The organism is Aeromonas sp. L_1B5_3 (genome assembly GCF_963866575.1).
GTDB lineage: Bacteria > Pseudomonadota > Gammaproteobacteria > Enterobacterales > Aeromonadaceae > Aeromonas > Aeromonas jandaei.
Genome location: NZ_CAWMDN010000001.1, coordinates 23,685 through 42,128, shown reverse-complemented (window position 1 = coordinate 42,128; position 18,444 = coordinate 23,685). Strand labels below are relative to the sequence as shown.

General features: G+C 59.7%; 20 protein-coding genes. 12 read left to right on the top strand and 8 right to left on the bottom strand.

Annotation, left to right across the window (positions count from 1 at the left end):
- Nucleotides 1-26 precede the first annotated feature (26 nt).
- The 3 genes from AACR93_RS00235 to AACR93_RS00225 all read right to left on the bottom strand — a co-directional run bounded on the left by AACR93_RS00235 (nucleotide 27) and on the right by AACR93_RS00225 (nucleotide 1,644).
- A complete protein-coding gene (locus AACR93_RS00235; protein WP_042030251.1) occupies nucleotides 27-461 on the bottom strand; it encodes a flavodoxin in 435 nt (144 codons plus the stop codon).
- Nucleotides 462-538: 77 nt separating this feature from the next.
- Entirely contained in the window at nucleotides 539-1,312 is a 774-nt protein-coding gene (gene truC, locus AACR93_RS00230; protein WP_041208070.1) for a tRNA pseudouridine(65) synthase TruC, read from the bottom strand.
- Nucleotides 1,309-1,644, bottom strand: coding sequence for a YqcC family protein (locus tag AACR93_RS00225; RefSeq protein WP_033113715.1), 336 nt, complete (start codon nucleotides 1,642-1,644; stop codon nucleotides 1,309-1,311). Before AACR93_RS00225 ends, truC begins: the two co-directional genes overlap by 4 nt.
- A gap of 259 nt (nucleotides 1,645-1,903) precedes the next feature.
- Here AACR93_RS00225 and AACR93_RS00220 point away from each other — a divergent pair, with 259 nt between their 5' ends.
- The 5 genes from AACR93_RS00220 (at nucleotide 1,904) to AACR93_RS00200 (ending at nucleotide 5,111) form a co-directional block, all read left to right on the top strand.
- Nucleotides 1,904-2,944, top strand: coding sequence for a DUF3549 family protein (locus AACR93_RS00220; RefSeq protein WP_043849318.1), 1,041 nt, complete (start codon nucleotides 1,904-1,906; stop codon nucleotides 2,942-2,944).
- A gap of 110 nt (nucleotides 2,945-3,054) precedes the next feature.
- Nucleotides 3,055-3,354, top strand: a complete 300-nt coding sequence (locus tag AACR93_RS00215; RefSeq protein ID WP_041208068.1) for a DUF3301 domain-containing protein — start codon at nucleotides 3,055-3,057, stop codon at nucleotides 3,352-3,354.
- Between the two features lie 341 nt (nucleotides 3,355-3,695).
- Nucleotides 3,696-3,932 (top strand): DUF2789 family protein, encoded by a 237-nt coding sequence (locus AACR93_RS00210; protein WP_043849317.1) that lies wholly within the window; start codon nucleotides 3,696-3,698, stop codon nucleotides 3,930-3,932.
- A 93-nt stretch (nucleotides 3,933-4,025) separates the two neighbouring features.
- Nucleotides 4,026-4,322, top strand: coding sequence for a DNA-binding protein (locus AACR93_RS00205; RefSeq protein ID WP_043849316.1), 297 nt, complete (start codon nucleotides 4,026-4,028; stop codon nucleotides 4,320-4,322).
- A 3-nt stretch (nucleotides 4,323-4,325) separates the two neighbouring features.
- On the top strand, nucleotides 4,326-5,111 hold the full coding sequence (locus AACR93_RS00200) for a Zn-ribbon-containing protein (RefSeq protein WP_043849315.1): 786 nt from the start codon (nucleotides 4,326-4,328) through the stop codon (nucleotides 5,109-5,111).
- Between the two features lie 127 nt (nucleotides 5,112-5,238).
- On the opposite strand, the gene syd is transcribed toward AACR93_RS00200, so the two are convergent.
- Nucleotides 5,239-5,787: a SecY-interacting protein gene (gene syd / locus AACR93_RS00195; protein WP_043849314.1), complete on the bottom strand. Its 549-nt coding sequence runs from the start codon at nucleotides 5,785-5,787 to the stop codon at nucleotides 5,239-5,241.
- Nucleotides 5,788-5,969: 182 nt separating this feature from the next.
- Here syd and queF point away from each other — a divergent pair, with 182 nt between their 5' ends.
- The 7 genes from queF to AACR93_RS00160 all read left to right on the top strand — a co-directional run bounded on the left by queF (nucleotide 5,970) and on the right by AACR93_RS00160 (nucleotide 15,108).
- Entirely contained in the window at nucleotides 5,970-6,818 is an 849-nt protein-coding gene (gene queF, locus AACR93_RS00190) for an NADPH-dependent 7-cyano-7-deazaguanine reductase QueF (RefSeq protein ID WP_043849415.1), read from the top strand.
- A gap of 135 nt (nucleotides 6,819-6,953) precedes the next feature.
- The gene (locus AACR93_RS00185) at nucleotides 6,954-9,227 is read left to right on the top strand and encodes a tetratricopeptide repeat protein (RefSeq protein WP_043849313.1); all 2,274 of its coding nucleotides are present in this window, start codon (nucleotides 6,954-6,956) and stop codon (nucleotides 9,225-9,227) included.
- Nucleotides 9,228-9,315: 88 nt separating this feature from the next.
- Nucleotides 9,316-10,932 (top strand): GGDEF domain-containing protein, encoded by a 1,617-nt coding sequence (locus tag AACR93_RS00180; RefSeq protein WP_043849312.1) that lies wholly within the window; start codon nucleotides 9,316-9,318, stop codon nucleotides 10,930-10,932.
- 151 nt (nucleotides 10,933-11,083) lie between these two features.
- The gene (ppnN, locus tag AACR93_RS00175) at nucleotides 11,084-12,439 is read left to right on the top strand and encodes a nucleotide 5'-monophosphate nucleosidase PpnN (RefSeq protein ID WP_033114234.1); all 1,356 of its coding nucleotides are present in this window, start codon (nucleotides 11,084-11,086) and stop codon (nucleotides 12,437-12,439) included.
- Nucleotides 12,440-12,569: 130 nt separating this feature from the next.
- Nucleotides 12,570-13,370, top strand: a complete 801-nt coding sequence (gene xni, locus AACR93_RS00170; protein ID WP_043849311.1) for a flap endonuclease Xni — start codon at nucleotides 12,570-12,572, stop codon at nucleotides 13,368-13,370.
- Nucleotides 13,371-13,528: 158 nt separating this feature from the next.
- Nucleotides 13,529-14,536 (top strand): isocitrate dehydrogenase, encoded by a 1,008-nt coding sequence (locus AACR93_RS00165; RefSeq protein WP_043849310.1) that lies wholly within the window; start codon nucleotides 13,529-13,531, stop codon nucleotides 14,534-14,536.
- A gap of 116 nt (nucleotides 14,537-14,652) precedes the next feature.
- Entirely contained in the window at nucleotides 14,653-15,108 is a 456-nt protein-coding gene (locus AACR93_RS00160) for a hypothetical protein (protein WP_156152828.1), read from the top strand.
- A gap of 74 nt (nucleotides 15,109-15,182) precedes the next feature.
- On the opposite strand, the gene rlmM is transcribed toward AACR93_RS00160, so the two are convergent.
- The 4 genes from rlmM to AACR93_RS00140 are packed head-to-tail and all read right to left on the bottom strand — an operon-like array spanning nucleotide 15,183 to nucleotide 18,239.
- On the bottom strand, nucleotides 15,183-16,277 hold the full coding sequence (gene rlmM, locus AACR93_RS00155) for a 23S rRNA (cytidine(2498)-2'-O)-methyltransferase RlmM (RefSeq protein ID WP_042030238.1): 1,095 nt from the start codon (nucleotides 16,275-16,277) through the stop codon (nucleotides 15,183-15,185).
- Nucleotides 16,270-16,656: a DUF423 domain-containing protein gene (locus tag AACR93_RS00150; protein WP_041208057.1), complete on the bottom strand. Its 387-nt coding sequence runs from the start codon at nucleotides 16,654-16,656 to the stop codon at nucleotides 16,270-16,272. Before AACR93_RS00150 ends, rlmM begins: the two co-directional genes overlap by 8 nt.
- A 31-nt stretch (nucleotides 16,657-16,687) precedes the next feature.
- Nucleotides 16,688-17,326, bottom strand: coding sequence for an alpha/beta fold hydrolase (locus AACR93_RS00145; protein WP_043849308.1), 639 nt, complete (start codon nucleotides 17,324-17,326; stop codon nucleotides 16,688-16,690).
- On the bottom strand, nucleotides 17,319-18,239 hold the full coding sequence (locus AACR93_RS00140; protein WP_005338622.1) for a transcriptional regulator GcvA: 921 nt from the start codon (nucleotides 18,237-18,239) through the stop codon (nucleotides 17,319-17,321). The genes AACR93_RS00145 and AACR93_RS00140 overlap by 8 nt, the downstream gene beginning before the upstream one ends.
- Nucleotides 18,240-18,444: the final 205 nt, after the last annotated feature.

Below are 18,444 nucleotides of genomic sequence, written 5' to 3'. Positions count from 1 at the left end.
AAGCAAATTACAGCGTAATTTTTCGGCTATATATGCCAGCTTTTTAGCCAGGCCAGAGCGACCCGCTCCGGCTCATCGTGCAGGGTCGCATCCAGCTCAAGGCGCGGGACAACCGCTGTTGCCCCCAGCTCCTGCAACTGACTATCCAGCCGACGGCCAGCGCCGCAAAAATGGTCGTAGCTGCTGTCCCCCATGGCGACCAGAGCGTACCGCAACCCCTTGAGCCAGGGGGCGCGCTCAGCCAGATCGGTAGCAAAGGGCTGAAGATTGGGGGGAATGTCCCCCTGCCCCGTGGTGGCGCTGACCAGCAATAAAAAACGGCCGGGGTCGATATCCTCCAGCCGTGCCTCTTCATAAAGCGCTGTCTTGTGCCCTTGCCGTGCCAGCTCATCAGCCAGCGTCTCGGCCACCAGCATGGCCGCACCATAGACGCTCCCTACCACGATATCGATCTGTGCCATCACCTGCTCCCTGCCATTTCACTCGGATGATGAGTCACTTTATCGACAAGCTGGCGCCAGATGCAACCTGATGCGGATCAGTAGTCGCTCTCGCTGGCAGGCCAGCCCAACTCGGCAAACAGGCGCAGCACATCCTGGCCAAGCGGCGCCTGGATCCGCATCGGCACCTTGAGGATCGGGTGGGTAAAGCTCAGGGTGCGGGCCACCAGCAGCAGACGCTCGCAGCCATAGTGCTCGCGGAAGAAGCGGTTATGGCGGCCATCGCCGTGGGTGGTATCGCCCACAATCGGGTGGAACAGATGATCCATATGGCGGCGCAGCTGATGCTTGCGGCCGGTTTTCGGGAACAATCTGACCAGACTGTAGCGACTGGTGGGGTGTTTCTTGGAGACCGCATGGGGCAGCTCGACCCGATGCAGCCGGCGGAAGGTGGTGACCGCCTCCTGCGCCGGCCGATCCGGGTCGCTCATGGCGTCGGCGATCTTGTCCAGCTGCTCCTTGAGGGGGTAGTCGATCACCCCCTGCTCGGGCGCCCAGCCACGCACCAGCGCCAGATACTCCTTGTGCACCTGACGGTTGGCAAACGCCTCGGTCAGGGTACGAGCCACCGCCGGATCGAGGGCAAACAGCAGCACCCCGGAGGTGGGCCGGTCGAGACGATGAACCGGATAGACATGGCGACCGCCGATCAGATCCCGGGTCATCTGCATGGCAAAGCGGGTCTCGGCCTTGTCGAGCCAGCTGCGATGCACCAACAGGCCGGAGGGCTTGTTGACCGCCACCAGCCACTCATCCTGATAGAGCAGGGTGAGCTGCAGCGCTTTCTCTTCTTTACTCTGCTCGTCCATCATTGCTCGACCACTTTGCCGGAGAGCAGCAGGTCGAAGCGGGCGATCAACCGCAGCAGGGCCTCCACCTCGGCCAGTTCCTCTTTATAGACTTCGCTGGCCATGGGGTAGAGGGAGACGCTGCTCGGCAACGGCGCCTGCATCACCACCAGCTGCTCCATGCGCGGGATCAGCACGAACTGCAACCACTGGTCAAAGCTCAGGGTATCGACACAAAAAGGCAGGGTACTGGCCAGTGCCTCCTCGCCCGGATGCTCCGCCTGCCAACGCTCGAGGCGCTGCAGCTCGGCCGTGAGTTCCCCCAGCAAGCCGGCGACCAGCAAATATTGATTCATATCGTGCACTTCCTCATCACCACAGGTTGATCCGGGATGGCCGTGCGCTTGCCGAGCAAGGCAACAACAAGACGCCAGCCAGAGCGGCAGCCTTCGCAGCCAACCGCCCGTAAAAAAGGGCGATACTATACACCTCCTCCCGAGCGGCTGCCATGCAGAGATCCCGCCACAGGCTCGCCATCAGGGCCGGAGCCAACGCTGGCTATCCGTGGCCATGGCCTTATAATCGGCCCGCATCATATTCAAGCCGGAGCTCTCCATGTCTGCGACGCCGACCGCCATCAATACTCTGACCGACTTTCTGACCCAGGCTGGCACCCAGTTCCAGCTGTTTGACATGGGCCGCCAGGTGCGGCCACTGGCCAGCGACACCTTTGTGCGCATCGAACAGCAGCAGGAGCCCTACCCCTGGCCACTGCAGCAGCACGCCTGGCTCGGCGTCCACTTCTTCCAGCCAAGCGAGTCGCGCCACTACCTCTGGTTCCTCAAGTTTGCCCTCGACGAGCGCGGCCTGCTCATCTCGAGCGGCCCCAAGCACTTCATGGATCAGGTGGTGGAGACGCTGGGCTACAAGCTGACCGGCGAGCTCGACGAGGAGAAAGCCAAGCGACTGGCTGACAACCCCTACACCTTCCGCCCGGCCGAGGCCAAGATGGCCAGCCTGCACGCCAAGCTGGCGCGCCAGCTGGAGCAGGCCCCGTCTGCCTATTACGAAGCGCTCTGCCACTATCTGGCTGCCCCCAACGACACCGGCTGGCAGACGCTGGGGCTGCAGGGTTTTGCCGATCTGGCGGAGCGGCTGCATGATGAGCGCAATCTGGCGCTGGTCTGCAAGGCGCTGCCCAAGTTGCCGCAAGAGCCGCTCTACGCCCTCTGCCAGAGTCTGGAGAGCGCCCCCTTGCCACCGGCGGTGCAAGGCGCCCTGCTTGAGCGGATCGGCGAGGAGCAGGAGTGTGCCGCCCCCAACCCGGAGACCCTGGCCTACCTCTGTCGCGCCATGGCCTCCTGCCCCGGCAGCGCACTGCGCACCAACAAGCTGCTGACCCTGCTGCAAACCCAGCCGAGCCCGGCGCTACTGCTCGCCATCGCAGGCCGGCTCTGGCCTGATCTGCAGGATGCCAGACTGCTCGGCGACTATCTGGAACAGCTCGCCCTGCAACCGACCCAGTTCTTCAATCAGGTTTTTGCCGAGCTCGTCACTTTACCGGCCCTGCGCAATGATATGCTGGCCAGACTGCGTGACCCGGAGCGCAGCGAGGAGCTGGGCAAGGCGATTGGCCGCCTGTTTGCCTCAGCCTGATCTGCAGGCCCATTGGCCACGGTTTGGGAAACAAGGGAGCCTGACCACAGGCTCCCGCTATCTGGCTGACAGCCGACTCTGACAATCATCCGACAACAAGGAAGCTGCCTATGGGAGAGATGCTCGGAATTCTGGCGCTGATGGCGATAGCCGGCGCGTTCTGGCTGCAACGCCGTCAGGCCGAACTGGCGTGGCAATATATGCGTCGCTACTGCCAGCACCACGACCTGCAACTGCTGTCGCTGGCCCGCAGCCGCCGTGAAGTGGCCGGCAAACCGCTCAGGCTGCTCACCCACTACCAGTTCGAGTTCTCCAGCGATGGCGAGAGCCACTATCAGGGCACCCTCAAGATGCAGGGCCTGCACGTTATCGGCGTCGAGCTGCCGCCCCATCGCATTCCCACGGTTTAACATCCCCTTGCTTCATTACCCGGCCTGCTTATCCCCCTCCCCATCCGGGTCGGGGCCGGCAAGCCATATGACAGAGATCGGGCGAATGCCTTTGACGAGCACAAACGGCATGCTGGATGCCGCCAGCTGTACGCCCTCCTCGGCATAAGCTAAAGTTGGGGAATTTTCCTAAAACCCATAAATTTTGTTTATAGCGACCAAGCCAGGCCATCTCCCGTCTCTCCAACCCTCGCCATCAGCGGCGCAATGCCCCCTCTGCCATGTGAATGAACCCCCGACATGCAGCGGGGGAAGAAATTTGCCTGTCTATAATCTCAGGGATTAGCCAAGGGAGAGACGAGATGGACCCCCTGCACCACGATTTACCCGCCCTGTTCGCCCAGCTCGGCATGGCCAACGACGAGCTGAGCCTCTATCGCTTCGTCCACGAGCATCATCTCGACAACGAGACCCTGCTGCCGGAAGCGCAGTTCTGGAGCGCCGCTCAGGCCAGCTTTCTGCGCGATGCCCTGTGGCACGACTCCGACTGGTGCGAGGCGATCGATCAGCTCGACCTGATGCTGCGCCAGCCCCGCTGAGCCCTCCCCTTTTATCCCCTGCGGGCTTTGGTTAAGATCCCGCCCCGACCAGCCACTTCGGCCCCCCATCTACCCATTCAGCAGAGCACGCTTATGTCCGCCCACGAGATCATCCGTATCGCCAACGAACTGGCCGCCAAGGGGATCACCCCGACTACCGCCATGATCAAGGCTCGCCTGAGCCAGCCGGTTGCCATGGCCGAGCTGCTGAAGGTGCTGAGCCAGTGGAAACAGCAGCCCGCAGGTGCCCCGGAAGCGGCCAGCCAGGAGCAGCAAGCCCCTGCCCCCGTTGCCGAGCCCACCCTGTTGCAGCTTGCCGAACAGCTCAATCGTCTTGAGCGCAAAGTGGATCGGCTGACCGACCTGCTCATCCAGCAGGGGAAAAACTGAGCCATGTATATCGTCGAACTCTGCTTTGAGTGCTATCGCGACACCTCCCTCGGTGAAGCCGAGCGGGCCATCGTCAACTATCTGGACATGCTGCGCTATCAGGGCCAGATCCTCGGCCGGGAGTTTCCCACCAGCATGCACGAGGGCTATTTCGTCAGCCGGGTGGTCTGCCCGGAGCAGGACAGCCTCCACCCGGACAACCAGAGCGAGCAGGTCAAGCTGGCCGAGCAGCAGCTCAATCAGGCGGGGCTGCTGGCGCCGAAACTCCATCTGCAGGGGGCGGATCTGCTCTCCGACAGCACAGATCCTTGCGGCCAGCAGGGCGAGCGCCCCGGCTGGATGATGCTCTACACCAGCTTCCTGCACACCTGCTCGCCACTGCGCTGCGGCGACCACTTCGCCCCCATCCCGCTCTATCAGGTGCCGGCCGTCGCCAACGGCGATCACAAACAGATCATCAAGTGGCAGGAGGATTGGGAGGCGTGCGACCAGCTGCAGATGAACGGCTCCATCGCCGAACATGCGGCGCTGCACGAGATTGGCGAGGTGGGCAGTCGTCTCTACCGGCGTGGCAGCGATCTCGCCAAACGGCTGGAGGTGCTGACCGGCATCCCCACCTACTACTACCTCTACCGGGTGGGCGGCGTGAGCGCGGCCGAGGAGAAGGCGCGCCCCTGCCCGAGCTGTGGTGGCGAGTGGGCGCTGGCAGCGCCACTGCACGAGATCTTCGACTTCAAGTGCGACAGCTGCCGGCTGGTCTCCAACCTCTCCTGGGATTTCAAGGATTAAGCGTGCCCTGCCCGTGACGCCATAAAAAAGAGCCTTGCCGCGTGGCAAGGCTCTTTTTGTTGCGATATTCGTTTCGGCATTTCGTTTCGAGATCTGTTCCGCCAAGCAACAGTCGCGCGAACAGGCGCTATTGCGGCAGGGTCTCCAGCCGCGCCAGAAACGCCGGCAATGAGGGGGCCAGCGGCAGCCGGCGACCTGAGTCGAGCCACTCCAGCCACACCTGACCACTCTCGTTATCAAGAGAGATGAGGGTCATCTCGTTGCGGGTGGTGGCAAGGAAGATGGAGGGGGTGCGCTTGAGCTTGCGCAGCATCAGCAGGTGGCCGATGAGGTTCTCCTTGAGCAGGTCGAGATCCGCCTCGTTCCACGGCAGGATCAGCTCAAGGCGCAGCCCCTTGAAGAGGCATGGGACAGGGCGGCTGAACCAGTGGCCAAACAGGGTGGTCACCGCGGGATGAAGCTGCAGCTCCAGCGCCTCGTTCATGGCGGTGAAATCGCCGGGCTCGCTGCGCAGATGGGGGCGCCAGCTGATCTGGCCGTCGACCGGTTCGCCAAGCTGACAGGGGGAGCGCCACTCTGGTTCCCACTGGCACAGGGGCAAGCCTCGTCTGGCCTCGCCGTCACGCTGCCAGCGGGCAAAAAAGTGCTTCAGGGCAGACAAAACTTGATCCGACATCGAAAATCCCCACAATTGCTGGCAAAGTCCGCTATTGCACCATCAAACCGGGTGACAGACAAGATTGCCAGCGCACCGTTGCAGCTCGGGGTTATCCCCGCTGGCAAGGCTGCGAGCACGCTCTGGCCATGCAATGGCCCGCTTCCTCCCAATCATGATGAACACGTTAGGTGAGCAAACCTGTGAGCAAACAAGATAGATACGCCGGCGCCAGCGCCCTCAAGGGCTTGAGTCTGGGCCAGCAATCCGACTACATCAGCCAGTACACCCCCTCCCTGCTGCAACCGGTTCCCCGCAGCCTGAACCGGGATGATCTGAAACTCGGTGACGACCTCCCCTTTACCGGTTGCGATGTCTGGACGCTCTATGAGCTCTCCTGGCTCAACAGCAAGGGCAAGCCGATGGTGGCCGTGGGCGAAGTGACCATTCCGGCCACCAGCCCGAATCTTATCGAGTCCAAATCGTTCAAGCTCTACCTCAACTCCTTCAACCAGACCCGTTGCGACTCCATCGATGCGGTGGCGGCCATGCTGGAGCAAGATCTCGGTGCCTGCGCCGGCGAGCCGGTCAAGGTGACCCTGTTCCCGCTCGATCGCGCCCCGCACCAGATCGCCACCCTGCCCGGCGAGTGCATCGACGAGCTGGATATCGAGGTCGACCACTACGAGTTTGATGCCAACCTGCTGCAGGGCGCCGCCAGCAGCGAGCTGGTCGAGGAGACCCTGCACAGCCACCTGCTCAAGTCCAACTGTCTGGTCACCAGCCAGCCGGACTGGGGCTCTGTGGTGATCCGCTACAAGGGGCCGAAACTGGATCGGGAGAAGCTGCTGCGCTACCTCATCTCGTTCCGCCAGCACAACGAGTTCCACGAGCAGTGCATCGAGCGCATCTTCATCGACCTCAAGCACTACTGCCAGCCGGAGCAGCTCACCGTCTATGCTCGCTATACCCGTCGTGGCGGCCTCGACATCAACCCGTTCCGCTCCGATTTCGAGGCGGTGCCCGCCAATCTGCGGCTGATCCGTCAGTAAAACGGGCTGACAATAGAAATGAGAGGGCGTCGGTTGGACGCCCTCTTCTTATCTGCAGGGGAAGCATGAGTAAACTCTGGACGCACAGGGGGGCGTTGGATAACATGCCCTCACCCCTGTGCCGTCCTTAATCCAATGAATCAACTGTTTTTTCTGGCCATGATGATGTCCTCCCTGTCCGCTCCGAATCTGGATCTGGACAAGGAGCAGCTCTCTGTCGACCTCCAGCAGGCTCAGTCGCTGGTTCAGACCGATCCCGCCAGATGCGTCCAGATCACCTCCGCCTTCCTGACGCGCGCAGCCAACAATCCCCAGCAGATCATCAGCAACCGGCAGGAGTTCGGCTATCGCGAGCCAATCCTGAACTACAGCACCATCGCCCAGTCCGTCGGCGCCTATCTGCTCAAGGGGGAGTGCCTGTTGCAGCTGGGCCAGTATCAGGCTACCCAGCAGGCGCTCGACAAGGCGATGGTTCTGGCAGACAAGGAGAATCTGCCAGAGCTCAAGGCACACGGCCTCTATCTCAAGCTCCGCAGCCAGCTGCTCAAGCCTGACCACCAGAGCAGCAGTCGCCCCTTGCTCAGCGAGCTTGAGGAGCAGCTGACAGCCCCCAATCTCAAGCAGAGCCAGCTGCAGATCTACAGCCGGCTGCTGCGCACCAGCTATGACATCGACAATCAGCAGCTCGAGGATGCCAAGGTACATCTGGCCGAGGCACGCAACTGGGCAGCCAAAGCCGGTTATCCACTGGCCAGCGCCTGGGTCAGCGCCATCAGTGGCGATCTCTATCGCGCCCTGCAGCAACCCCAGCTGGCCCTTGGCGAATATATCGATGCCCAGCAGCAGGCGAGAAATCTCAACGATCCGCTGTTCCTCGGCCTGCTCTCCAACCAGATCGTCAAGCTCTACCAGCAGGAGCAGGAGCCCCAGAAAGCGCTCCAGTATGCCAATGAAGCGGCCAACTACTTCCACTCCATCGGCAATCCCTCCCTGCTGTGCGACTCGCTCATCGTGCTGGCGCGCCTCAACCGGGATCAGGGAGACCTCAATCTGGCGCTGGTCTACTTCTTCAATGCCCTCGACCTCATCGATGAAGGGAGCAACCGGCCACAGTCCTCCCTGCTCAAGTACGAGATTGGCAAGACCTACCTGCAAAGCGGCAACCTCTCGCTGGCCAGCAACTACCTCAATGCGGCGCGCCAGTCCCATGAGCTGAACGATGCCAAAGAGCCGCTTATCGATACCCTGCTGCTGCTCGGCGAGCTCTATCTGAAAAAGCAGGAGGCCGCCATCGCCATCCTGCAGCTTGAGAATGCCCGGGCACTGGCCGACCAGATTGGCGATACCCGCCGCCAGTACGAAGTGTTCCGTCTGCTCTCGCTGGCCTACGAACAGAAAGGATTCCTGCGCCAGGCGCTGGACAGCTACAAGCGCTTCCACCGACTGGGTGAGGAGGTGCGCCAGCAGGAGATAGCCCAGGAGCAGGCCGCCATCCGCGACAACTATGTCCACGTCGAACGGGTGCAGCACATCAAGGAGCTGGAGCAGCAGCTAAGCCAGAGTCAGCACCAGCAGGAGCGCTATCTCTGGTCGAGCATCACCACCAGCCTGCTGCTCGCCCTTTTTATCTATCTCTTCTTTACCCTCTGGCTCAAGCTGCGCACCGCCCGTCTGCAGGCCAAGCGCACCGGTGAAGCCCTGCTAATCGAGCCCCGCTCGGGACTGGCCAATTGGCAGCGCCTGATGAACCGCTGGCCGCGGGAGATGGCCAAACGCCAGCTTAAATCGGAGCGCTGGTATCTGAGCGAAGAGCCCACCAGCGAATTTGACGACAAGCTGCACTATCTGCTGTTCCGGGTTCCCTTCCTGCTCAATGTGCGGGAGCAGCACGGCTATCAGGTCAGCAGCGAGATTGAACAGGCCTTTGGCGCCTATATCGAGACCCTGACTCCGCAGGATGGCCGCATCTACGATTTACGCGAAGGGCACCTGCTCTATGTGGTACCGCAGCGGCATGTGGCCAATCTGCATCAGCTGGCCGGCGATCTGCTGATTGCCATCGCCGCCTTCCCCTGCGACTACCCCATCGATCGCCGGGTAAGCCTTGGCATCGTCAGCCACCCCTTCCTGCCGAAGGCGGCGACCGCACTCGATCACCACGGCCTGTTTGACCTCTGTTATCTCGCCCTGTCGGGAGCCATTCAGCTCAGTGAAAAACACCAGCAAAACGTCTGGCTGGAGCTCGCCGCCATCGATTGCCAACAGGCAGCATTTTTTAATGGGGATGTGTGGCAATGCGCCCTGATGGCAATTGACAAGGGACTGGTAAAAGTCAATTCTTCTCATGAAAAGCAATGGGTTAATTGGCACCAGCTTGCAAGGAAGCAAGACACCGGCCCACAACCGTAAAATAGATAACAGACGAGGCTCGATCACGGGTTCGGTCACTGTTGCTATCTGACACGAAAAACAATAATGACAACAGGGCGACCTGATAATGAATGACATCGCTGCCGTAGCAGGACAATTGGCAAGGCTAAGGGAATCCCTTCAGCAGAAACAGCTGGAGCTCGACGGAGTACTCTCATTCTCCGATGCCGAGCGTGCCCGCGGCATTCAGTTTATCAACAAGCTGATGCTCTCCTGCCGTGGCTTCGACCGTGAGCTGGACAACCGCTTCGCCAAACTCAAGCAGAAACTGGATAATAATCCCGCTTTCACCGCCCTTGACGCCGATCTGCTAGCGATCGAAAAACTGTTGCAGCAGCACAGCAATGCCATCGAAGAGTCGATGACCCTGACCCAGGCCGCCATCGATCTGGGCTCCAGGCAGCTCAAGACCATCAAAGGCTTTCCGGAAGAGACCCGCAAATCCCTCAAGGAGTTTTTGGCCAGTCCCGCCGGTTACGGCATTGCCGACCATCAGAAGAAGGTGATCCGGCTGCTGGAGTTCTACCAGCAGGCCATCAAGATCCAGCTGCTGCCAAGCCAACCCCTGCAGGTCAATCCGGAGCAACCCGCAGCCGAGAGCGAGCACAACCCAAACGAAACCCAGACAGAAAATGATGCCTTCGATCTCAAGGAGCATGTCCGTCTGGCCGACGAGTTGCAGCGTCTCATCACCGAGCTCGATTTTGCCGGTTCCATCGGCGAGAGCCTGAGTGACATTCGCCGCCAGCTGCTGATCGGGATCAACCCCGCTCTGCTGGCCGAAACCAGCCTGCAGGTGATCGAACTCATCATCGAGGGCACCCGTGAGGAGCGCAAAGCTTCCCGCGCCTTCCTGAGCACCCTCAACGAAAGCCTTTCCGCCGTTCACGTCGGTTTTACCGAGTCGCTGGATGAAGGGCGCGCCCTGCACAACGAGACCAAAGAGACGCGCGAGGCGCTGGTAAATGAATTGCAGGCCATCGATCAGACGTTGGCCAGCCACCACACCCTCGATGCGCTTAAAGAGGCGATTTCCGGCCATATGGGCGCCATCAACCAGCTGTTGCAGGAGCGCGAAAACACGGCGGCAAGAGAGCGCCATCTGCTCACCCGCCTCTCCACCATGGAGTCAAAGCTCAGGTTGATGAAGGAGGAGACCGCCGAGTACAAGAAGAGGCTCACAATCCAGAAGCACAAGCTGTTCCTCGACAGCCTGACCCAGGTGCACAACCGGGCCGCCCTCGACGAACGGCTGGAGCAGGAGTACAAACGTTGGCTGCGCTATCGCACGCCACTCTGCATGGCCATTATCGATATCGACCACTTCAAGAACATCAATGACAACTACGGTCATATGGCGGGCGACAAGGCGCTGAAAGTGGTTGCCAAGGCACTGCAAAGCGCACTGCGTGACACCGACTTCATCGCCCGTTTCGGCGGCGAGGAGTTTGTGGTGCTGCTGCCCAACATCAATCCGGACAAGTTCCAGAAGCCCCTTGAAACATTGCGCCAGACCATCAAGAGCATCCCGTTCCGCTTTCGGGATGCCAAGGTGGAGATCACCATCTCCATCGGTGCCACCCTGTTCAAGGAGGGGGACAACCCGTCCGATGTGTTCGAGCGGGCGGACAAGGCGCTATACCACTCCAAGCATACCGGTCGGGATCAAGTGACTCTGGCCTGACTAGCGGTCAAAAAAACAGCGAACAGTCGTCCCCCCTATTTCCCTCCCCCCTCTGTTACCACTACTATCGAAGTCAGGGGATGCAAGAAGGCATCCCCTTTTCTCCCCAGGGAAAAGCACAACGATAACAAGATGAGTAAAGGGGAACCCTATGATTACGCATATAAATCCGGTCGGCAGCATGGATTTGCTGTCACAGCTTGAGGTCGATCGCCTCAAGCAGACAGCCTCCAGCGATATCTATCAGCTGTTTCGCAACTGTTCGCTGGCGGTGCTCAACTCTGGCAGCCACACCGATAGCTCCAAAGAGATACTTGAGCGTTTCAAGTCGTTTGATATTCACGTGATCCGGCGCGAGCGCGGGGTCAAACTCGAGCTGTTCAACGCACCGGAACACGCCTTCGTCGATGGCGAGATCATTCGCGGCATTCAGGAGCACCTCTTCTCGGTGCTGCGCGACATCCTTTATGTCTCCAACCAGCTCGAATCGAACCGTCAGGTCAATCTGACCAATTCGACCCATATCTCCAATGTTGTCTTTGCCATCCTGCGCAATGCCAAGGTGATCCAGCCCGGCGCCGATCCCAACCTGATCGTCTGCTGGGGTGGCCACTCCATCAACGAGATCGAATACCAGTACACCCGGGCGGTCGGCAACGAGCTGGGTCTGCGCGAGCTCAACATCTGTACCGGCTGTGGCCCGGGCGCCATGGAAGGCCCGATGAAGGGTGCTGCTGTTGGCCACGCCAAGCAGCGGGTACGCAACGGCCGTTATATCGGCCTGACCGAACCCTCCATCATTGCGGCCGAGCCACCCAACCCCATCGTCAACGAGCTGGTGATCCTGCCAGATATCGAGAAGCGACTGGAAGCCTTCGTACGCCTCGGCCACGGCATCATCATCTTCCCGGGCGGGGTAGGTACGGCAGAAGAGCTGCTCTATCTGCTCGGCATCATGATGAACCCGGCCAACGAACGCCAGCCGATGCCCATCATCCTGACCGGCCCGAAAGAGAGTGCGGACTACTTCCGTGCCATCGACGACTTCGTCAAGGCGACCCTCGGCGAACCGGCTACCCGCCTCTACCGGATCATCGTCGGCGATGCACCGGAAGTGGCGCGGGTGATGAAAGAGGCGATGCCGAAAATTCGCGAATATCGCAAATCGGTCGGCGATGCCTACTCCTTCAACTGGTCGCTCAAGATTGAGCCGGAGTTCCAGCTCCCCTTCGAGCCGGATCACGCCAACATGGCCAGTCTGGATCTGCACCGCAACCAGCCGCCCCAGCTGTTGGCAGCCAACCTGCGTCGTGCCTTCTCCGGCATCGTCGCGGGCAACGTGAAAGAGGGCGGCATTCGCGCCATCGAGAAGAAAGGCCCTTTCAAGCTGCACGGCGACAAGGAGCTGATGCACCTGATGGACAAGCTGCTGGAGAGCTTCGTCAAGCAGCAGCGGATGAAGCTGCCGGGCAGTCAGTATGTGCCTTGCTACGAAATCGTACGCTGACGGGTACAGCAGGTAAATCGAGGGGCGCAATGCGCCCCTCTCTTTTGCCACTAGCTGCCAACGGCCATCAATCCCCCATCAGGCTCGCGGGTTTGTTACAATGGGGCGTTCCGACTGCCAAGAGTGCCCCATGTCAAATCCAAGGCCACACCTGCTTATCATCGATGCCCTCAACCTCATCCGCCGTCTGCATGCGGTGCAATCACAGCAGGCGCTGACTCCTGCCCAGGCGCTGGTCGCTACCCGCGCCAACCTCGTCAATACCTGCCGCAAGTTGCTGGCCAATAGCGAACCAACCCATGTCATCGCGGTTTTCGACGGGGAGGTGCATAGCTGGCGCAAGGAGATCTATCCGGCCTACAAGGAGGGACGCACACCCATGCCACCGGAGCTGTGCGAAGGGCTGGGTACACTGCAGGATGCCTTCTGGGAGTGCGGCATCGACGCCCTGCTTTCAGAAACCGACGAGGCCGACGATCTCATCGCCACCCTGGCCTGTGGCATTGCCCAACACGGGGCAAGGGCTACCATCATCTCCACCGACAAGGGGTTCTGCCAACTTATCTGCCCGCAGATCCAGATCCGCGACTACTTCAACAAGCGCTGGCTGGATGCCGCCTTTGTCGAGCAGCAATACGGGGTTGCGCCAACACAACTGGTCGATTTCTGGGCGCTGACCGGTATCGGGGGCTCCAACATCAAGGGCGTTCCGGGAATCGGCCCCAAGACCGCAACCCAGCTGCTGCAGCAATATGGCGATCTGGCCGCCATGCTAGCTGCCAGCGAGCAGGAAGAGGCAGCGAAAGCGCTGCTCAAGCTGCGTCAGCACAGGGAAGAGGCACTGCTAGCCCAACGATTGGTGCGGTTGCAACAGGATATTCCGCTGGGATTCAACCTGCGGGACATCCGTTACCCGCCCCAGCCCGAATAACGCCCGAACAAAAATGCAGGCAAGGGCGCGAACCATGACGAGACTCACCCTCGTCGTTGATGAAAATGAGTAGAATGTAAAGGAATGTGGTTGGATTGCTAAGTAAATGATATAAAGCAGCCCCATCCTCCCCTATACCCTGGAAGTGGAACCCTCTCATGTCCAAAAGAACAATTACCGTTATCCCGGGCGACGGCATTGGCCCCAGCATCATCGAATCAGCCATCCAGATCCTGACCCACGCAGGCTGTGATTTCGAATATGAGTATGCAGATGCGGGTCTGGTTGCCCTTGAAAAGCATGGCGAACTGCTGCCACAGGCGACGCTGGATCTGATCGAGAAGAACAAGGTCACCCTGAAAGGGCCGCTCACCACTCCGGTTGGCGGCGGTTTTACCTCCATCAACGTCTCCCTGCGCAAGAAATTCAACCTCTACGCCAACGTGCGTCCGGTCATCTCCTTCAAAGGCACCAAAAGCCGTTACGAAAATATCGACATCATCACGGTGCGCGAAAATACCGAAGGGATGTATTCGGGCGCTGGCCAGAAACGCAGCGATGACAACAAGAGCGCCGAGGCGATGAGCATCATCACCCGCGAGGGGGCCGAGCGCATCGTCAAATTCGCCTTCGAGCTGGCCCGTCAGGAAGGGCGCAAGAAGGTCACCATCATCCACAAGGCCAACATCCTCAAGTCAACCTCCGGCCTGTTCCTCGAAGTGGCTCGTGAAATCGCCAGCCACTACCCGGATATTCAAAGCGAAGAGATGATCGTCGATGCCGCCTGCATGAATCTGGTGATGTATCCGGAGCGCTTCGATGTGATGGTCACCACCAACCTGTTTGGCGACATTCTCTCGGACCTGTGCGCCGGTCTGGTTGGCGGTCTCGGCATGGCGCCGGGTGCCAACATCGGCGATGGCGCCGCCATCTTCGAAGCGGTGCACGGCTCGGCACCGGATATCGCAGGCAAGAATATCGCCAACCCGACCTCGGTGATCCTCGCCTCCATCCAGATGCTGGAGTACCTCGGCATGCAGGATAAAGCAGAGCGGATCCGCGAGGCGGTACGCACCACTATCGAATCCGGTGATCGGGTTACCCGGGATCTGGGTGGCAGCGCCTCCACCAGCGAATTTACTCAGGCCATCATCGATCGGTTATGAGTTAATCCATTGATATTGAAAGGGAGCTTCGGCTCCCTTTTTTATCTTCGCAATGGCCTTACCCAGCCGTCTGTTGCCGTCTATTTTCATAGGAGAGGTGACAGGGAGGGTCTCCGATGCGTACTACCGGAATGGTATTTTTGACAGGGCTGTTACTCTTGATTGACCGGGCTGCCGCATTGGAAAACAGCACCAATCCGGGGGCCATGCTCCCGCGCCAGCAGGTGCTGACCAGCCGTGAAGTGTGGCGCTCTACGCTGGATACCAACGATCTGCTCAAAGCTCCCAAACCGCTCTCGTTCGGTATCGAAGTCACCACCGATAACTACGGCAACCAGCAGATAACCTCCTATCCGCAACTCAATCTCACCCCGGAAAAGAGTGTCAGCCTCTCTTTCGAGCGCTACAAACCCAAGGTCAAGTTCAGAACCGGCACCATGAATACGGCGATAAAACTGAGGGGCAACGGAGTAAAACTGCAGCTCAATCCGGTCGACAAGAGCATTCCCCTCGAGATCGAGCTGAAGGTCACCAATGACGAATCCTCCCTGCGCGTCGATTATCGCTTCTAGCCAGAACCAGATAGCAAAAGACCGGTGAGTTTCCTCGCCGGTCTTTTTACTATCTTGGATGTGCGTCCTGTCTATCAGGCCTTGGGCTGCAGCTTGGAAACCCAGTACTTGTTGTAGACATGCACGGTGATCTCTTCACGATCGTGGTAGAGCTGCTTGGCCTGGATCACGAACGCGTTGTCGATCTCCTTGAGCATTTCACGCAATACCTCGATATTGTGCACCGATTCGGCATAACGCTTCTTCATCGGCAGCTTGAGGTTGAACATCGCCTCCTGGCAATCATTCTCCCGGAACCAGTCCGCAATCATGTGAACGACCCGCGCCGGTTTATCGACCATGTCGCACACCAGCCAGTAGGTGTTCTTCTTGCTCGGACGCCAGACAAAGCCGTCATCGCGCACATGTTTGACCTGACCGGTATCCATCAGAGATTGCGCCATCATACCGTTGTCGACCGCCGTCACCATCATGCCACGACGCACCAGCTGATAGGTCCAGCCACCCGGGCAAGCCCCCAAATCCACCGCCTTCAGGCCGGAGCAGAGACGCGTATCCCACTCTTCTCGCGGCACGAACACGTAAAACGCCTCTTCCAGCTTGAGGCTGGAGCGGCTCGGCGCATCAGCCGGGAAGCGCAGACGCGGGATCCCCATATGGAATCCGGAGTTGTTGAAGGAGTAGGAGTAACCCAGCAGCACGTGATCATTGGCCATGAAGAAGGCGTGGAACACCGGGCGGTTCGGCGTCTCCTTCTTGGTCAGGATCTCGTTGTTGCGCAGCGCCTGACGAAGCGGCACGGTGAACTTGCGGCAGAAGGCCGACAGCTCTTTCGCTTCGTTGGTGTCAGCAGTCTCGACCCGCAGATCGCCGCAAATGGTGTATTCGCGAACTGCGTCGATGATGGGGGTGATCCGATCCGCAACATCCAGATCCTTCAGATCGTGGGTCACCACCAGCATCTGACGGATAAAGATAAGCTCGCGGAATGGCAGCTTGCGAGCCAGCAGGTCTGCCTGCTCCTCGTCATACAGTTCAAATATCACATAACCACTGTCGTCCTTGACCCGGGCAAAACCGTAGCACTGCATGTTACCGGCACGCTCGGTGATCTCTGCAGCCGCCTCTTTCTCAAAACCGGGGCGGCAATAAAGCAGCAGATTATTCATTTTTTCCTCCAAGACGACAGCCAGCCCAGATAAGAGCCGCCCATCCCAACATAAAACAGAGGCCACCGGCCGGGGTAATGAGCCCCAGCCCCTTGCTGCCAAGCAGCACCATGGCGTAAATACTGCCGGAGAATCCCAGGATTCCCAGCACAAATGCGGTGCCGGCAACGGTAATCACCTTGCTGCGCACCCCGCACCAACCCAGTACCAATAGGGCCAGTGCGTGAAAAAACTGATACTGCACGGCGGTATTAAAGGCCGCCAGACGCTCGGGAGCAATGCCGGTGGCGGCCAGTCCATGGGCGCCGTAAGCCCCCAGCATGGTTGCCGTCAGCCCGAAAAAACCGGCCAGCACCAGCCAGTGTCGATGGATACTCATCCTGACTCTCCTTCTGTAATTCCCCGATGCGTCAAACCGGCACCGGCACAACACCAACGAATTGCCGTATCCGGCTGGCGGCCTGTTGCAGATTATCCTGCTCGCAAAGACCACTGCTCTTTCTCGGCTTGAAACCATGATCACCATCGGTCAGCCAGTGGACCGATACGGCGGATGAGAAAGGAAAATCGGCCAGTTCGACGCGAGAACCGAAAGTGTCGCGCTCCCCTTGCAGCAGCAGGGTCGGCGTCTTGATCTGCTTGAGAACCTCGCCCCGCCAACGGTCGGGCCGAGCCGGGGGGTGGAAAGGATACCCGAGAATGAGCAAACCTGCAGCATTCATCTCGCAATAGATCTCGTCACTGATCTCGGCCGCCATCCGCCCTCCCATCGACTTGCCAGCCAGAAACAGCCGGGGATGGGCAAATTCCCGCACCATCTCGCGCCAGTGGGCAAGCAAGACGGGTTGCCGGTCTGGCGGGCGACGCTTGCCATCCTGAGCCCGCTTGCTCATATAGGGAAAGTTGAAGCGCACCACCTCGATATCCGGCCCGGCCAGCAGACGCGACAGCTCGGCGAGAAAGGCGTGTTCCATTCCGGCGCCGGCACCATGTGCCAATAAAATGCGAACGGGGGCATCAACTGCCCCCTCACGGATCACCTCATGCATCGGCGAGTCGCGCTCTGCGGCGGGCCTCTTCCTGCTCCACCAGCTCCAGCATCCAGTCGCGGAAGGCTACGATCTTGCCCTGATCGGACTGCTGCTCCTGACAAACCAGATAGAAGGCATTTTTGCTCACCAGCACCTGCTCGAACGGACAGATGAGGCGGCCAGCCTCAATCTCGGGCTGAGCCAGCACGCTGTGGCCAAGCGCAACCCCCTGACCGTGGATCGCCGCCTGGATCACCATGGTGGAGTGGCTGAAGATGGGGCCCTGATTGACGTTGGGCGCATCGATATCGAGCTGGCGGAACCACGCCTTCCAGTCGCGGCGGGAAGTGTCGTGCAACAGGGTGTGCAAAGTCAGATCCTGCGGAGTGCGCAGTGGCTTGGGACCGGTCAGCAGCAAGGGGGAGCAGACGGGGATCAGGTATTCGGTGTGAAGCTTGTCCGAGCGCAGACCCGGCCAGTTGCCACGGCCGTAGTAGATAGCCACATCAACATCATCGGTCAGTGAGCCTTCATCCAGATCGACCGCCTTGATCCGTACATCGATGTCAGGATGGCGCTCGCTGAACTTCACCAGCCGCGGCACCAGCCACTGGATGGCAAAACTCGGCTGCAGGCTCACCGTCAGCGCCCCTTTGGCGCTGCGCGCCAGCAGCTTGTCGGTCGCTTCCGAGATGGAGGCAAAGATATCCTTGATATCGAGGAAGTAGCCCTGCCCCTCTTCCGTCAACAGCAGGGAGCGGTTCTTGCGGCGAAACAGCTTGATGCCAAGATACTCCTCCAGCGCCTTGATTTGATGACTGATGGCAGCCTGGGTAACGAACAGCTCTTCCGCAGCCCGGGTAAAGCTTAAGTGACGAGCCGCAGCTTCGAACGCCTTGAGAGCATTGAGCGGGGGTAAACGACGAGACATGACACCAGCCGACGATGAGTTTTTCTAATGGGGCGCATTATAATTTGTCGGTTGCGGGTCGACCAGTGAATAAACATAATTCGCCCAGCAATCAGTCGCCATATGGCTCACATTTTCTACTACATGTTGGCTTGCATGGGTTTTTCGTGAGTCGTTCGACTGTGATTGTGGTGTTGTGTTTCTTCCTCTGCGGGAAGAGGGGTTT